Source organism: Streptosporangium sp. NPDC049248 (assembly GCF_040678965.1).
Lineage (GTDB): Bacteria > Actinomycetota > Actinomycetes > Streptosporangiales > Streptosporangiaceae > Streptosporangium > Streptosporangium fukuiense.
The window spans coordinates 542,106-556,587 of record NZ_JBFAQY010000002.1 but is presented as its reverse complement, the minus strand read 5'-3'; the positions used below and the strand labels follow the sequence as shown (position 1 = coordinate 556,587).

Below are 14,482 nucleotides of genomic sequence, written 5' to 3'. Positions count from 1 at the left end.
GATGGTCCGGACGCCGGTCGGGCGACACGGTGAGGGGCGTTCGGGAACCCCGGCCGGCGGGCGGCGCTCCGGATACCTCGGTGGCGGTTCATCGGCGTGTCACGCTCATCGGCAGGTGGGCGAAGCCGCGGACGTTGGCGGAGTGCACCCGTTCCGCCGAGGCCAGGTCGATCTCGTAGCCGGTGATCTGCCGGGCCAGCTCGCCGAGCACCACCCGCGCCTCCAGCCGGGCCAGTGAGGCGCCCAGGCAGAAGTGGCCGCCGCGGCCGAAGCTGATCAGTTCGCTGGTGTCCCGGTCGAGGTCGTAGCGGTCCGGGTCGGGGAACACCCGTCCGTCGCGGTTGGCCGAGCCGACCAAAAGCAGCAGCCGGGAACCGGCCGGCAGTCGCGTACCGTACATCTCCACCTCGCCGGTGACGCGCCTGGCGAGCATCTGCGAGGAGGTGTCATAGCGAAGGGTCTCCTCCACCCACGGCCCGATCGCCCCGCCCAGCGCCTTGGCACCCTCCGCCGGGTTCAGGTACGCCCAGTACAGGGCGTTGGCGAGCAGCTTCGTCGTGGTCTCGTTGCCCGCGACCACCATCAGGAACAGGAACGCGATGATCTCCTCGTCGGTCAGCCGGTCACCGTCGATCTCCGCGTCCAGCAGGGCGCTGGTCAGGTCCTCGGTCCGGTGCGCGCGGCGTCGCGCGAGCATGTCGGAGTAGTAGACGACCAGATCCAGCGAGGCGGCCATGCCCTCCTGCGGCACGTCCTGCAGGCCGTCGTCGCGGTGCACCACCACGTCGGCCAGCCGTCGCAGCTCCTGCCGGTCGGACTCGGGTACCCCCATCAGCTCGGAGATCACGTCCATCGGCACCCGTCCCGCGACGGCGGTGACCCAGTCGAACCGTCCGGACTCCAGTGCCGGCTCCAGGTACAGCCGGGTGATCTCCCTGATCCTCGGCTCCAGGGCGGCCACCCGGCGCGGGGTGAACCCCCGCGAGACCAGCGCCCGCATCCTGGAGTGCCGGGGCGGGTCCATGGCCAGGAAGGACATCGTCCGGTGCGCCTTCGGCCCCCACGCGGTGGGCTCCAGCGACACTCCGTACCCGTTGGAGTAGGTCGCGGTGTCCCTGAAAGCGGCGCTCACGGCACCGTGCCGGGACAGCGCCCAGAAGTCCAGCTCCTCGTTGCGGTAGAGCGGCGCCTCCTCCCTGAGCCTGGCGTAGATCGGATACGGATCCTCATGAACCACGTAGTCATAGGGGCTGTACACGAGCTGTGTCGATGGCGACGCTAACGCGTCGCGGTTCGGCCGCTGGGACCCGGGTCCTTCCCTCGTCGAGCGGGGTCGTTCGTTCCTCACGACCCCGCCCTCCTCGGTCCAGTCCCCGGCGCGGCCTCACGGGTTGCCGGCGACGCTAACGCGTCGCGGTTCGGCCGCTGGGACCCGGCTCCTTCCCTCGTCGAGCGGGGTCGTTCGTTCCTCACGACCCCGCCCTCCTCGGTCCAGTCCCCGGCGCGGCCTCACGGGCCACTCCCTCGGGGCGGTTCGTCTGGCTCGTTCCTGGCAGGGGTAGCCGGCGCGGCCTCATGGGCACTCCTCGGTACGGGGGAAGATGGTTCTGGCGGTGGTGGCGAGGAGGTCGGGGAGGTCGCGGTAGGAGAGGTGGCCCATCCCCGCCTGGACCAGCGCGCCGTAGAAGGCCAGTTCGAAGGCCTGCAGGGCGGCGGGCGAGGCGTCGGTGGCGCCGGAGATCCGCTCGTGGACACGGAGCCCGATGCGGGCACGCAGCCGAAGGACGTTGGGCTCGTCGGCGAGCATCGCGGTGGTGCACGCGGCCGAGAGCGCCGGGTCGTCGGCGACCAGCAGCGCCACCGCGCTCAGCGCCTCGGCGGCCCGGTCGGCGGGGGAGCCGCCGGGGAGCGGGTCCGGTTCCGGCAGGTCGCGCAGCCGCCGCCAGAACACCTCCGCCAGCAGGTGGTTCTTGGAGGCGAAGTAGGTGTAGGCGGTGGCGGGCGCGACCCCGGCCCGTTTGGCGACCCCGCGCACCGTCAACCCCTCGTACCGGTGCTCGGCGACCTCCTCGACCGCCGCCTCGGTGAGCCTGCGCACGGTCTCGGCCTGCCGGCCCGACAGCCGGGCCCGAGGCGCCTCGGTGGTCCTGGGCATTGTCGCTCCTCAAACTGGACACCTGTCCAGAAGCTAGCCCACGCCCCGTCACTTGCCTAGTCCCAAACTCCCGGAGGAACCGGCTGTCTCCGAACCTTCTCGCCCCGCGGGACCGGTACGAGGCACGGGTGCCAGAGCCCGCCACAATGGGAGCGGCTCCACTCGTGGCATGAGAGCCGTGGAATCCTGAAAAGTCAGGAAAGGGGAAGCGGATGGGATGCGTGCTTGTCACCGGGGCCTCGCGGGGGCTCGGTGCCGCCATCGCCGTGCGGCTCGCCGAGGACGGCTGGACCGTCGGCGTCAACTACGCCCACGACACCGCGGGTGCCACGGCCGTCGTCGAACGTATCTCCGCGGCCGGAGGCCGGGCGTTCCTGGCCCGTTTCGACGTGACGGACGAGGAGTCGGTACGGCGGGGGATCGCGGAGGTGACCGAGAAGGCGGGGCGGGTCGAGGTCGTGGTCAACAACGCGACCGGACCCCAGCCGCTGGTGCCCCTCGCCGAGCAGACCTGGGAGCATCACCTCGACCAGCTCCGGTTCTTCGTCAAGGCGCCGCTGCTGATCCTGCGGGTCGTGCTGCCCGCGATGCGCGAGGCCGGTTCGGGCCGGATCGTCAACGTGGGCAGCGAGGTCGTCGACCTGGGCAACGTTGAGATGGGGCACTACGTCGCGGCCAAGGCGGCGATGCACGGCCTGACCCGTTCCTGGGCCAACGAGCTCGGGCGGTACGGCATCACCGTCAACACCGTCGAGCCCGGCTGGATACCGGTGGAGCGCCACGAGGGAATGGACGTCGAGGAGTACCGTGCGGGCCTGCCGCTGGGCCGGATGGGAGTGCCCGCCGAGGTGGCCGACGCGATCGCCTTCCTGGCCTCGCCCGGCGGCCGTTTCATCACCGGCCAGCGCCTGGCGGTCAACGGCGGCAACACCATGTCCTGAGACCCGCGGGGCACCGCCTCGCCGGCTGGTCGGCCTTATCCCGTCGTCGTTCTCACGGCATGTACCGTGCCGCCGATGGTGGACCGGGGCGTCCGATGACACGGCGTCATCGTGGTGCTTCGATTCCGGTCCTGGGCTGACGGCCCTCGGCGGTGGAGTCCGGTTGGGCGAGAACCGCGCTTGCGACGGTGAGGTCCTGCCAGGACATGCCGACACTCTTGAACACGACCCGACGACCGACGGCGAGGGAGACGGTACCGGTGACGACGGCCTTCATCGGGATCAGGTCGCCGGTCTCGATGGCACCCTCGCTCTGGGCGAGGATCACGTCGCCCGCTTCGCGCAGGGCGGTGTCGATGTCCTCGACGATCACCGATGCCGTCGCGAGGAGGGCACTGTCGAGTTCGCGTGCGTCCGGTTCGTGTGAGCCGATGGCGATCACGATCGCTTCGGGCGAGACGGCATCTGCGGGGAACAGTGGCGCTCGTGCGCTTGTCGCGCAGATGACGACGTGCGCGGTGGTCAACGCCGCCCTGACGTCCTCGCTGCCGGCGCGGATCATGTCGCCCCGTTCACGGACCGCTGCCGCCGCCTGTTCCGGCCGACGCACGACGAACGTCACCGCGGCGACAGGAGCGTCGACGACGGCGGCGAGGGTGTCCACATGTGCGACCGCCTGGGGTCCACCGCCGAAGACGACCACTCGCAACGGTTCACGGATGCGGCTGAGGGCGGGGCGCACCGCTGCTACGGAGACGGCGGGCGTGCGAAGGGTCGTCAGCGCGGTGCCGTCGAGGATGGCCTGCAACGTCAGCGTCGCCGCGTCGAACAGGAGGTAGCAGGCCTGGATGCGCGGAAGTCCCGACGCCGGGTTCTCCGGTGCGACGGTGGCGACCTTCACTCCCGCGTGCCCGCCGACTTCCGAGGGCATGAGGAGGAAGTGGCCGTGACCGGTGTGGGCCGTGGTCCGCGCGGTGTCGGATGCGGGGTCGAACCCGGCGGTGAGCGCAGCCGTGATCGCTTCTACGGCGTCGGCGGGAGTCAGGGCCGCGGTGACTGCCGCGGTGTCGAGATAGCGCACGCCGTTCATCGAAACACGAACCCCGGAACGAGAGGATCGCGGGGGTCGACCTCGAACGTGGAGGTCGAGATCCGGTATGCATCACCGCTGGTCGTCCGTGCTCTGTCGGGTGTGCGTGCGCCTTTGCGTGAAAGCGTGAGCCGGCGATCGAGTCGTGCACGAGGTGCTGAACGTCACGAGCGCCGTATTTTGACGGGTCGTCGGCCGGGCCGGCTTGGGAAATGTCCGCCCAAATCTTGAGAGCGCTCTCAGAAGAGCAGGGTTTGGGTCGTCCGGCCAGCGGTGATGCGGTCGTATCGCGTTGTAAAAGGCCTGATAGGCGGGGTTTACAAGCCGCGAGCCCTGTATCGAACAGGTGTTCAGCTGAGAGAGCGCTCTCGCGAAACTATTGACTCGGCAGCGTCACAGCGTAAGGATCTGCGAAGTGCGGACTCGGGGGCCGCCACGACCGTCGCTGTGCCTGGAGAACGGACCTTCGATGATCAGACCCTTCGCCCGGCCGGGCCCCAACCGGAGCAGGCTCGCGGTGCTGGCGAGCCTCACAGTCCTGGCGGCCGGTGTCGCCGGGATCCCGAGCGCGGGCGCCGAGACCGCGACGGGCGGCCGGCAACCGGTGATCGGCAAACCGGCCCTGGACGCCCGAGGCTGTGCCCGTATCGAGAAGAAGCTGCCCACCCTCGCCGAGTGGCCCAAGGTCGACAGCGCCATCGATCAGAACCGGTCGGACGAGAAGCGGGTGGCGAAGATCCTCGCGGGCATGACGCTCGCCGAGAAGGTCGGCCAGATGACCCAGCCGGAGATCAGCGCGATCACTCCCGACGAGGTCAAGCAGTACTTCATCGGCTCGGTGCTCAACGGTGGCGGCGCGTGGCCCAACCGTGACAAGCACGCCGCGCCGAAGGCCTGGCTCGATCTCGCCGACGCCTACTGGAACGCCTCCGTCGCCACCCGGACGAAGATCCCCGTCATCTGGGGCATCGACGCCGTCCACGGCAACAACAATGTCTACGGCGCGACGGTCTTCCCGCACAACATCGGCCTAGGCGCCGCGCAGGACCCGTGCCTGGTGCGTGACATCGGGGCGGCGACCGCCAGGCAGATCCGCGCCACCGGCCAGGACTGGGCGTTCGCGCCCACCCTCGCCGTCCCCCTCGACGACAGGTGGGGCCGTACCTACGAGGGCTTCTCGGAGGACCCCCGGATCACCCGCGCGTACGGCTACGAGGCGGTCAGGGGACTGCAGGGCAAGCACCCGCGCGGCATCGGCTCCGACGGCGTCATCGCCACCGCGAAGCACTTCATCGGTGACGGCGGCACCATCAAGGGCGTGGACCAGGGCGTCAACCCCTCGTCCGAGGCCGAGATGATCAACGTGCACGGCCAGGGCTACTACAGCGCGCTCGCGGCCGGCGCCCAGAGCGTGATGGCGTCGTTCAACAGCTGGACCAACGCCGACCTCGGTATCAACGAGGGCAAGCTGCACGGCAGCAAGCGAGCCCTCACCGACATCCTCAAGCAGAAGATCGGCTTCGACGGCATCGTCGTCTCCGACTGGAACGGCATCGGCCAGGTCGCCGGCTGCACCAACGCGAGCTGCCCGCAGGCGATCAACGCGGGCATCGACGTGGTCATGGTGCCCAACGACTGGAAGGCGTTCATCGCCAACACGATCGCCCAGGTCCAGAGCGGCGAGATCCCGATGGCGCGCATCGACGACGCGGTGACCCGCATCCTGCGCGTGAAGCTGCGCACCAACGTGCTCGACGGGCCGAAGCCCTCCAAGCGGGCCTTCGCCGGTTCCAGCGACGCGCTGCAGGCGAGGAGGCTCGCCAGGGAGGCGGCGCGCAAGTCGCAGGTCCTGCTCAAGAACAACGGCAGGGTGCTGCCGCTGGCCGCGAACTCCAAGGTCCTCGTGGTCGGCAAGAGCGCCGACAGCCTGCAGAACCAGACCGGCGGCTGGACCCTCACCTGGCAGGGCACCGGTAACGTCAACGCCGACTTCCCCAACGGCACGACGATCCTCGGCGGCCTGCGCGAGGCGCTCGGCGCGGCCAACGTCACCTTCAACGAGACCGGCGAGGGCGTCGACCCCTCGGCGTACGACGCGGTCATCGCGGTGATCGGCGAGACGCCGTACGCCGAGGGCGTCGGGGACCTCGCGCGGCGCTCGCTGGAGGCCGCCAAGATCTACCCCGCCGACCTCGCCGTGCTGGATCGGGTCAGCGGCAAGGGCGCGCCCGTCGTCACCGTCTACGTCAGCGGCCGGCCGCTCTGGGTCAACAAGGAGCTCAACCGCTCCGACGCCTTCGTCGCCGCGTGGCTGCCGGGCACCGAGGGCGGCGGTGTCGCCGACGTGCTGGTCCGGGGCAGGTACCGCGACGGCTTCACCGGAAAGCTGCCCTACTCCTGGCCCAAGAGCGCCTGCCAGACGCCGCTCAACGCGGGCACCGAGGGCTATGACCCGCTCTTCCCGCTCGGCTACGGCCTGCGCAACGGCCAGAGCGGGGCGGTCGGCACGCTGGACGAGACCGCGCCCGAGTTCGGCTGTGGCGGGCAGGGCGGCGGCGGTGAGGCGAGCGAGGATCTGGAGATCTTCAACCGGACCGACATCGCGCCCTACAAGAGCTTCATCGGTTCGGCGGAGAACTGGGGCGGCACCGAGATCGGCGCCGACGGCCAGGCGTCGCACGCCGAGATCTCCGTGGTGCAGTCGGACGTCAACGTGCAGCAGGACGGCCTGAAGGCGACCTGGAGCGGCACGGGCCCGGCACAGATCTACCTGCAGGACCCGGCGGGCGGTTCCGACCTTCGGGGCTACCTCAACTCCGATGCGGCTCTGGTCTTCGACACCATCGTCCACCAGGCCCCGGCTGCGAGGACCGTGCTCAGTGTGCACTGCGTCTATCCGTGCCTCTCAGAGGTGGTGGCGACCTCCCTCTTCCAGGGACTTCCGGCCGGGAGCAAGTCGACGGTCAAGATTCCCATCGCCTGCTTCGCCGCGGGGGGACTCGACCTTGAGGTGGTCAACACCCCGTTCCTCGTCTACACCGACGGAGCGTTCTCCGCCTCGTTCGCCAACATCCGCTGGGTGCCGAAGGCGGCCAACGACCCCGACGCCAAAAAGTGTGAGGACCTGACCTAGGGCTCTTCGCGCACGAGAGATCCGAGGGACGGGACTCGGTGGTCCGGCCACCGAGACCTGTCCCTCGCGTCTCCGGTCCCGGGCAGGTGGGTCAGTCCGTGGGCAGCAGGGTTCCGAGCGGCCCGAGGTCGAGGTTGAGGTCGGAGGGGGAGAGTCCGAAGCGCTCGCACAGTTCGGTCATCGCCTCCTCCAGACGCATGAGCGTCAGTCCCAGCACCTCGACCTGCTCGTCCGACAGGTCACCCCGGTCCATCCGGCGCACGCACTGGCGTTCCACCAGTTGCCGGATGAGCTCGACGAGGGTGAGCACGAGGCGGGTCAGGTCCCGCTCGACCGTCTCCGGGTCGGTGTTCACCCGCCAATGGCCGCTCCGCGCCGTCCCCCGTGCCGTTCCCCGAGCCGTTCTACGCGTGTTCCGGAAACCCTCCCACACGCCGCCGGCCCCCTCCCACACCCCACCGGTCCTCTCCCACACCCCACTGGCCTCCTGCCACACCCCGCCCGCCCCGCTCACCTCGCCGGAGCTCCTCCGGGTGTTTTCGGAAGTCCTGGGCGAGGTCTCGGCGGGCACCCGCGCCCTGCCGGACGCCTGCCGCGCGGTGCGTGGGTCCTCCACGGCGGCACGGGGTCTCTTCCGGGTGACACCGGGGGCCTCCGTCTCGTGGAGCTTCTTTTCTGACGGGCGGTTCACCGCGGGAACCCCTGGTCCGGTGAGTCGAGCGCCTTCGCAGGGGCGGTCGCGCCGAAGGTCCGTGCGACCGTGACCGTGCCGGGCGGGTTCGCGGAGGGGACCGGGTCGATCGCCCACACGGATGTGATCAGGGCGCGTAGGGAGATGCGGACGAGGTCGACGTCCGCGATGGAGAGCACGAGGTCGCCGCTGACGACGACCCCGCCCGCCAGCAGCCGGTCGAGCAGGTCGACGAGCGCCACGCGTTCGGCGGGAATGCGTCCCTGGGCGGCGAGCTCGGCGCCGCGCGGGCGGTGGTCACGTGTCATCGGAGGTCTCCCGGTCGGCCGGGCCGAGATCCAGCGCGGTGAAGGAGTAGGGCGCCCAGGGGCCGGTGAGCTCCACGTCGATCCCCTGACCGCGCAGACCGTCGACGGTCGCGACGAACTCCTCCGCGCGGTCCTCGTCGACGAGGTAGGCGCCGTTCAGCACCATCGGGTCCTCGCGGCCGGACAGCTCCGGATCCTGGGGCCGGTGACGATGACTCGCGACAGCGGTGGCGGCCACGGTGGCGTGGATGTGCTCCGCGCGCTCAGCCGTCAGGCGCCACGTCTCCTCCCGGCCGCGCAGATTCGCCCGGCGACGTTTCAGGTAGGCCGTACCCGGCCTGTCGTCCTCCGGCTCCGCGGCGGAGTCGGCGGAGTCGGCCGAGGGGGAGTCGGCCGCGGCCGCACAGGCGTACGCCTTCACTCCCCACTCCCTGCGACCGGTGACGCGGGCGAGCACCGCGGCGAAGTCGTCATGCCTGCGGTGCAGCAGGTCACGGACCTGGTCCTCGGTGCTGTAGACGGTCACCAGCCGGACCGGTGCCGTGGGAGCCTGCTGTGACACGGCCTCCACGACGCGATGGTGAGCGCGGGCCGTCCCCCCGACCCAGTCCAGATCCTCCAGGGAACGCCGCAGCGGCTCCTCGCCGAACTCGTCCAGGGGAACCGGGCTCACGTACGCGACCAGACCCTCGTGCGTGATCGCACGTACGGGGGCCCCGGCCACGCCCGACACGTCGGCGGGCAGAGCGCGGCCCAGGTCCTGGGAGATCGCGTAGAGATACGTACCGGCCTCAGCCATCGCGTTCCCGCTTCCTCAACCTGTCAGGTTCGCTGTACTCCCGTGGCCCTCTGGCACCTCTCGACTCCTTGACCTTCCTGGGGGATCTCTCTTCCCGCTCGTCTGGCCCGCCCTCCCCGGCGGCGGCCAGTTGACGGCGGAGACGGCGGTTCTCCGCGACCAGGTCTCGATCCTGCGCGGTGACCCACGGGTCGTGCTCCCACCAGTCGATGCCCAGTTCCCGGGCGGTGTCCACCGAGGCGATGAGCAGGCGCAGCTTGATGGTGAGCAACTCGATGTCCAGCAGGTTCACTCGGATGTCGCCCACGATCACGATGCCTCTGTCGAGCACCCGTTCCAGGATGTCGGCGAGATTGGCGGGACCCCCGTTGCTCGCCAGGCCCCCGCCGTAGGCCCTGGGGAGCGTGCCGGATCGCCCCACCTCGGCCATGTCAGCCCACCTCGCCGCTGTCGGGCCTGCCTCGCCGATAGCGTCGCACCCTGCGGTATGACAGGAGGTTCCCTTCGGCGTCCATCTCGGCCCGGTAGAGCGAGAGCATGTCGCCGGAGGAGGGGACGTGACGGTCCTCGACGACCTCGACCTCGACCAGCCAGCCGTCCTTCTCCGGCCGGACCAGTGTCACCCCTTCGGTGTCCTTGTCGATCAGCTCGGCGATGTGCCGCCGTCCGGTCGCTCCGGCGGTCGTCGCGGACAGCATGTGGGAGCGCCGTCGCGGTCGCCGGGCGGACTTCACCGACCGGCCGTCACTATCCGGCTCCTCCTCCTCTTCGTCGTCCTCGATGTCTTCGTACGACTCCTCGCCCTCGTCGAAAGCCTCGTCATCGTAGGAATCGTCGGTAGGGCGCTCCTTGCGAGGGCTGCGTTTGACAGGCACGGGCTCACTCTCCTCATCGTCTCCCGGCCGGCGTGGCCGCACCGGCTAAATGATCATCCCTTGGAGGATCTCCTCCGCGGCCTGGGCTTCCTCCTCCTCGGAGATCTCACCGGCGGCCCTCGCCTCTGCCAGCTCCTCCAGGCGGCGCCTGACCGCCATGGGGCTCCAGAGTTCCTGCTCGGCCTGCTCCTCAAGCAGTTCCGCGAGCCGGACCAGCCCGCGGACCGGTGCGAACGGCAGACCCAGGATCAGTCCTAGAGGTCCCACGTCATCACCCGTTCTCCTGTGTCCTGACGAAGTCGTACGGTGCCAGCGGGCCCAGCAGTCGTAGCCCGACCAGGCCCTCCCAGCGCTTTCCGAACACGTCCAGGGCCTTTTCGATATCCGGCTGCCGGTCGGTCCGCACGAGCAGGGCGAGGTGGGCGGCGTCCTGTTCATGGGTGGGATCGCGCACGGCGATGTCGACGCAGAGCGGAGTGAGGGCATCGACCAGTGCGGCGGTGTCGGTTTCGCGTCTGGCTGTGATCGACGCGTTGATCAGTTCTCCGATCCGCATTCTGGTGTCCCAGGTCGCCTCCTCGGGGAGGTCGCGGATCTCGTCGCGCAACCTCGCTATCTCGGGGTTCTCCTCCAGCACCTTCCGTAGGACGGCCTGCTCGACATAGCGCCCCTTCACCACGAACTCCGCCTGTCCCTCCAGGTCGTTCAGCGTGACGAGGAACTCGTCGTGGTGTGGCATGAGCAACTCGTCGACGACCGCCCGGGTGTCCGTCACCACCGCCCCGAAACGGATCGGGAGCACGGGCACCTCCGCGGCGGCTTCGTCCAGCAGTCGCTCGTGGGCCATGAGGTCATTCGGCCTGCCCAGCGGGCGATCGGTGGCCACGTCGCTTACCAGGGCGGCGATCTCGCCGTACCGCACCAGCCTGACCGCGCCCGGCGGGTCTCCCACCCCGATGGTGTCCGAGGTCAGTTCGACGTCCGCCGGGACGATCCCGTAGATGTAGACACCGGTGCTGGGCCTGGACGCGCCGGATCCCCTGGTGGCGGCGGTCCCCCGCCGCTCGGAGGCGGAACGCCTCTGGGTGGCGCGAGCGCCGGACGTGGACCCGCCGGACCCGTCGGACCGGGCGGCCTCCGGCTTCGCGCTGGAAGCGTGCATCTCACCGCTCCTTCCGTCGTCTGGGCCGGGGTGCCGTTTCGCGCTCCTCCTCGGGCTCCTCCTCCTCGGATTCGCCGGTCAGACCGCTGAGCTTCTCCTTGGCCGCGTCCAGCACCCCGTGTGTCGCCCCCTTGGCCACCGACTTGCCGCCCCCCTCTGTCATGTCCTGCACCATTTCCGGCAGGGTCTTCTGGGAGCCGGTCTGGGTGAGGTCGAGGCGGTTGACAGCCTTCGCGAAGCGCAGGTAGGTGTCAACGCTGGCCACCACGATCCGTATGTCGATGGTCAGGAGTTCGATTCCAACGAGAGAGACTCTGATGTAGGCGTCGATCACGATCCCCTTGTCGAGGATCGTGTCGACGACGTCGGCCAGCCCCGATGCGGATCGGTAGCCGGCGGCCCTGCCCCCCTGAACGACGGTCATGGCGTTCCTCTCTGGTTACCCGCTGCGACGTGTCCGGTCACACTTGGGCGGGGGTCTTGCGGCGACGGGCGGGCCGCTTGGACGGTTTCTTCGCGGCGGGTTTTTCAGGTTCCTCTTCTTCCGCCTCCTCTTCCTCCTCTTCCTCCTCTTCCTCCTCGGGTTCCTCGGCCTGTTCCTCCTCGCCCTGCTCGCCCTTCTCCTCTTCCTCGGGGCTCTCCGGTTCGGCCTGTTCGTCCTCGGAGCCCTTGGCCTCCTCCTCTTCCCGGAGGGCCGTCTCCTGGTCCTTGACGACCTTGCTGTCGCGGATCTCGCCACGCCATCCCTGAAGTTCGTCGGGCTTCAGGAGCACATGGTTCATGATGTGCCGCCGGAAGTGCTTGAGTTCGAGGCGCACCCGTCTGCCCTGGGCGCGCCACAGGTTGCCGGTGCCCTCGAACAGGCCCTTCGGGTGGTACTCCAGGGTGACCAGAACCCGGGTGAGGTCGGGGGTGATCTCGTGGAAGGTCACGATGCCGTCGACGTACCCCTTCGCCCCCTTCGAGCGCCAGATGATCCGCTTGTCGGGCACCTGCTCGATGATCGTCGACTCCCAGGTGCGGTGGGACAGGAAGATCTGTGCCTTCCACTCCAGCTTCTCGTCAGATGGCTGGTCGACGTTCTCGACCTTCTTCATGAACTTCGGGAAGTCTCCGAACTGGGTCCACTGGTCGTAGACCATGCGTATCGGAACGCCGATGTCGATGGATTCGACGATGTTGGTTATCTTCAACTTCCCGCCTTTCCCGCCCTTGCCGCCGCCTCCGGTGATCTTCTTGACCAGGCCGCCGATCGCCTTCTTGCCCAGTCCCTTCACCAGGCCGCCGGCCAGGGATCCCCCCGAGCCGGTCAGCGTGCTCAGCAGGCCCGATCCACCGCCTCCGGCATAGTCGGTCAGCTTGCCGGTCATCCCTTTGACCTTGTCGCCCACCGTGGACAGCGCCCGCTCCCCGACGGCGCCGAGGAGATTCTGGAACTCGTGGGTGAGCCGGTCCATGGAGTTCTCCTGGCCGTTGTGCTCGGGGCGCTGCTCTTTCTGGTCAGTCTGGCCCTTGGAGGCCTTAGCCATGGGGCTCACCCCCGTGCCTTGGCGGGCGCCCGCCTGGTTCGCGACGGTTCGGACTTGCGCTGACTTGAGCCCCGGCCTCTGGACCTGGCCGGTGCCGGCTCCTCCTCCTCTTCTTCTTCCTCTTCCTCCTCCTCTTCTTCTTCCTCCTCCTCAGGCTCCTCTTCCTCCTCTTCCTCCTCCTCCTCTTCTTCCTCTTCTTCCTCTTCCTCTTCGTCCTTGGGCTGGGACTTCTTCGGGGGTTTCGCAGTCTTCCCGCGACGCTTCCGGCCTTCCTCGGGCTCTTCCGGTTCCTCCTCGGCCTCCTCGGGGTTCCGCAGTGACTCGGCTCGGTCGTGCAGCTTGCCGCTCAGCGAGTCGATCTGTCTGGTCATCATGGATTTGGCGGCGTCCTTGCCCGCCTCCAGGAGGTCGCCGCGAATGCTTTCGGTGATCTTTTCCAGTTCCGGAGAGGAACCGAGTATCTTCAGCCCCTGCTGCAACAGGTCGCCCTTGCCGCCGCGCAGGTGGCCGGTCACACCGGCGATGGCCAGCATCGTGGCCAGCCGTACTTTCCCGCGCCCCAGAAGGTAGCCTCCGGCCACGGCAAGGGCCATTCGCACCATGTTGTTCACGATCACCACTCCCTGTCGTTGTCCTGCTGCAGAGTCCGTCTCATCTCTTTCGAGTCCTCGGGGCCGGACCCCGTCGGCACATCGCAGAGAAAGACGACATTGACCAGAGCTGACGCCCGTTGCGGTGAATATGGGAAGAGCATCCCGTTCCAACAATTTCATTTCCCCCTACCCTGGAAAACCCCCACAAAAACACATATGGGCAAAAAGGGGACAAAAGGGATATTGTTCTGGTCTGGCCTGCCCGGGGGTGGATTCCCGTCGTGGGCCGGAGGTGAAACACCCCTCCGTCCGCCTCTGGCCTACGGCAGAGGTCGAGAGTTCAATGATGTGTCGGGGGTCAACGGCGGAGCTTTGTAACAAGTGGAGCCAGGTTCCCGGAAAGATTTGGTCAAGGTTTCCGAGATGAATGGGTCGAGAAAGGAGAGAGGCGCTTAAAAAACGGGCACAACCATCTCGTTAACCCGTAAAGCGGAGGTACAGCCCTGGTGAGAAGATCGAGGGCCGGGTTCGCCGTGATCGCCATGGTGGTCGTTTCCGCCATGGTCGGCGGGCTCACGGGATGTGCACGTGCGGAGTTCACCTACGTCCGCCACGACGACGGGCAGACATACTTCAAGGTTCCGGCGGCCTGGCGGAAGGTCGACCAGACGGCGCTGGACAAGGCGACCATCGGAGCCGACCTCGAATCGGCCACCGCGCAGCTGCGCAAACAGCTCATCTGGTCGACCGCCTACGACGCCCACAGCAAGCCGTCTCCAGACCACCTGCTCGGCTACGGCACCGAGGACGAACCATTCGTCTTCGCCCGGATCGCCAAGCTCCTCCCCGAGGAGCGGGACGCGCTCTCCCTGAACAGCATGCGCAACTCCGTGCTGCCCGTCACCGAGACGGTGCGCGAGAAGTACGCGGAGATCCCCGGCTATCCGCTGAAGGACTTCGAGCTTCTCGCCGACGAGGTGCTCCAGCCCGGAGACGGCCTGCGCGGGGTGCACGTGCGGTTCAACTACGCGATCGAGGGCGCCGGGACGGAGACCTTCGACCTCACCTCCTATCTGGCCCCGGACGGCAAGCAGATCTCCACCCTGCTGATCCGCTGCTCGGCCGCCTGCTACCGGAAGCGCGCCGGGGAGTTCGACAGGATCGCGCAATCTTTCAAGGTCAAACGACTCACCGGGTGAGGAGAAG

16 protein-coding genes are annotated in these 14,482 nt (G+C 68.5%); 3 read left to right on the top strand and 13 right to left on the bottom strand.

Going from position 1 to position 14,482, the window contains the following annotated elements; translation table 11 throughout:
• Nucleotides 1–88 precede the first annotated feature (88 nt).
• Complete coding sequence (locus AB0K21_RS06285) at nt 89–1,258, bottom strand: cytochrome P450 (RefSeq protein WP_343983058.1); 1,170 nt, start codon at nt 1,256–1,258, stop codon at nt 89–91.
• A gap of 315 nt (nt 1,259–1,573) precedes the next feature.
• Nucleotides 1,574–2,155 (bottom strand): helix-turn-helix domain-containing protein, encoded by a 582-nt coding sequence (locus AB0K21_RS06280; RefSeq protein ID WP_364148270.1) that lies wholly within the window; start codon nt 2,153–2,155, stop codon nt 1,574–1,576.
• Nucleotides 2,156–2,367: 212 nt separating this feature from the next.
• Between AB0K21_RS06280 and AB0K21_RS06275 the strand changes: the two genes are divergently transcribed.
• Nucleotides 2,368–3,096 carry an SDR family oxidoreductase gene (locus AB0K21_RS06275; RefSeq protein WP_364148267.1) on the top strand — a complete coding sequence of 243 codons (729 nt, stop codon included), beginning with the start codon at nt 2,368–2,370 and terminating at the stop codon, nt 3,094–3,096.
• Nucleotides 3,097–3,202: 106 nt separating this feature from the next.
• Here AB0K21_RS06275 and AB0K21_RS06270 read toward each other — a convergent pair whose 3' ends face one another.
• Nucleotides 3,203–4,186, bottom strand: coding sequence for an ornithine cyclodeaminase family protein (locus AB0K21_RS06270; protein ID WP_364148265.1), 984 nt, complete (start codon nt 4,184–4,186; stop codon nt 3,203–3,205).
• A 469-nt stretch (nt 4,187–4,655) separates the two neighbouring features.
• Here AB0K21_RS06270 and AB0K21_RS06265 point away from each other — a divergent pair, with 469 nt between their 5' ends.
• Nucleotides 4,656–7,319: a glycoside hydrolase family 3 N-terminal domain-containing protein gene (locus AB0K21_RS06265; protein ID WP_364148263.1), complete on the top strand. Its 2,664-nt coding sequence runs from the start codon at nt 4,656–4,658 to the stop codon at nt 7,317–7,319.
• A 91-nt stretch (nt 7,320–7,410) separates the two neighbouring features.
• Here the strand turns inward: AB0K21_RS06265 and AB0K21_RS06260 are convergent, their stop codons facing one another.
• From AB0K21_RS06260 to AB0K21_RS06215, 10 genes are all read right to left on the bottom strand, one after another.
• Nucleotides 7,411–7,935 (bottom strand): gas vesicle protein K, encoded by a 525-nt coding sequence (locus tag AB0K21_RS06260; protein ID WP_364148260.1) that lies wholly within the window; start codon nt 7,933–7,935, stop codon nt 7,411–7,413.
• A gap of 71 nt (nt 7,936–8,006) precedes the next feature.
• Nucleotides 8,007–8,318 (bottom strand): gas vesicle protein, encoded by a 312-nt coding sequence (locus AB0K21_RS06255; RefSeq protein ID WP_343979406.1) that lies wholly within the window; start codon nt 8,316–8,318, stop codon nt 8,007–8,009.
• A complete protein-coding gene (locus AB0K21_RS06250; protein WP_343979409.1) occupies nt 8,308–9,117 on the bottom strand; it encodes a GvpL/GvpF family gas vesicle protein in 810 nt (269 codons plus the stop codon). Before AB0K21_RS06250 ends, AB0K21_RS06255 begins: the two co-directional genes overlap by 11 nt.
• Nucleotides 9,110–9,547 carry a gas vesicle protein gene (locus tag AB0K21_RS06245; RefSeq protein WP_343979412.1) on the bottom strand — a complete coding sequence of 146 codons (438 nt, stop codon included), beginning with the start codon at nt 9,545–9,547 and terminating at the stop codon, nt 9,110–9,112. The genes AB0K21_RS06250 and AB0K21_RS06245 overlap by 8 nt, the downstream gene beginning before the upstream one ends.
• A 1-nt stretch (nt 9,548) precedes the next feature.
• Complete coding sequence (gvpO, locus tag AB0K21_RS06240; RefSeq protein ID WP_343979415.1) at nt 9,549–9,992, bottom strand: gas vesicle protein GvpO; 444 nt, start codon at nt 9,990–9,992, stop codon at nt 9,549–9,551.
• A 45-nt stretch (nt 9,993–10,037) separates the two neighbouring features.
• A complete protein-coding gene (locus AB0K21_RS06235) occupies nt 10,038–10,259 on the bottom strand; it encodes a gas vesicle protein GvpG (RefSeq protein WP_030922954.1) in 222 nt (73 codons plus the stop codon).
• A 4-nt stretch (nt 10,260–10,263) separates the two neighbouring features.
• Nucleotides 10,264–11,154 carry a GvpL/GvpF family gas vesicle protein gene (locus AB0K21_RS06230; protein ID WP_364148256.1) on the bottom strand — a complete coding sequence of 297 codons (891 nt, stop codon included), beginning with the start codon at nt 11,152–11,154 and terminating at the stop codon, nt 10,264–10,266.
• A gap of 1 nt (nt 11,155) precedes the next feature.
• Nucleotides 11,156–11,578 (bottom strand): gas vesicle protein GvpJ, encoded by a 423-nt coding sequence (gene gvpJ, locus AB0K21_RS06225; RefSeq protein WP_343979423.1) that lies wholly within the window; start codon nt 11,576–11,578, stop codon nt 11,156–11,158.
• Nucleotides 11,579–11,615: 37 nt separating this feature from the next.
• The gene (locus tag AB0K21_RS06220; RefSeq protein ID WP_364148253.1) at nt 11,616–12,683 is read right to left on the bottom strand and encodes an SRPBCC family protein; all 1,068 of its coding nucleotides are present in this window, start codon (nt 12,681–12,683) and stop codon (nt 11,616–11,618) included.
• Between the two features lie 5 nt (nt 12,684–12,688).
• Nucleotides 12,689–13,294 carry a hypothetical protein gene (locus AB0K21_RS06215; RefSeq protein ID WP_364148250.1) on the bottom strand — a complete coding sequence of 202 codons (606 nt, stop codon included), beginning with the start codon at nt 13,292–13,294 and terminating at the stop codon, nt 12,689–12,691.
• 488 nt (nt 13,295–13,782) lie between these two features.
• Between AB0K21_RS06215 and AB0K21_RS06210 the strand changes: the two genes are divergently transcribed.
• Nucleotides 13,783–14,475 carry a hypothetical protein gene (locus AB0K21_RS06210; protein ID WP_343979432.1) on the top strand — a complete coding sequence of 231 codons (693 nt, stop codon included), beginning with the start codon at nt 13,783–13,785 and terminating at the stop codon, nt 14,473–14,475.
• Nucleotides 14,476–14,482: the final 7 nt, after the last annotated feature.

Bases quoted from the DNA above. Each gene is read 5' to 3' on its own strand.
- AB0K21_RS06280 (WP_364148270.1), bottom strand. From the start codon at position 2,155: ATGCCCAGGACCACCGAGGCGCCTCGGGCCCGGCTGTCGGGCCGGCAG.
- AB0K21_RS06275 (WP_364148267.1), top strand. From the start codon at position 2,368: ATGGGATGCGTGCTTGTCACCGGGGCCTCGCGGGGGCTCGGTGCCGCC.
- AB0K21_RS06270 (WP_364148265.1), bottom strand. From the start codon at position 4,186: ATGAACGGCGTGCGCTATCTCGACACCGCGGCAGTCACCGCGGCCCTG.
- AB0K21_RS06265 (WP_364148263.1), top strand. From the start codon at position 4,656: ATGATCAGACCCTTCGCCCGGCCGGGCCCCAACCGGAGCAGGCTCGCG.
- AB0K21_RS06255 (WP_343979406.1), bottom strand. From the start codon at position 8,318: ATGACACGTGACCACCGCCCGCGCGGCGCCGAGCTCGCCGCCCAGGGA.
- AB0K21_RS06250 (WP_343979409.1), bottom strand. From the start codon at position 9,117: ATGGCTGAGGCCGGTACGTATCTCTACGCGATCTCCCAGGACCTGGGC.
- AB0K21_RS06245 (WP_343979412.1), bottom strand. From the start codon at position 9,547: ATGGCCGAGGTGGGGCGATCCGGCACGCTCCCCAGGGCCTACGGCGGG.
- AB0K21_RS06230 (WP_364148256.1), bottom strand. From the start codon at position 11,154: ATGCACGCTTCCAGCGCGAAGCCGGAGGCCGCCCGGTCCGACGGGTCC.
- gvpJ (WP_343979423.1), bottom strand. From the start codon at position 11,578: ATGACCGTCGTTCAGGGGGGCAGGGCCGCCGGCTACCGATCCGCATCG.
- AB0K21_RS06220 (WP_364148253.1), bottom strand. From the start codon at position 12,683: ATGGCTAAGGCCTCCAAGGGCCAGACTGACCAGAAAGAGCAGCGCCCC.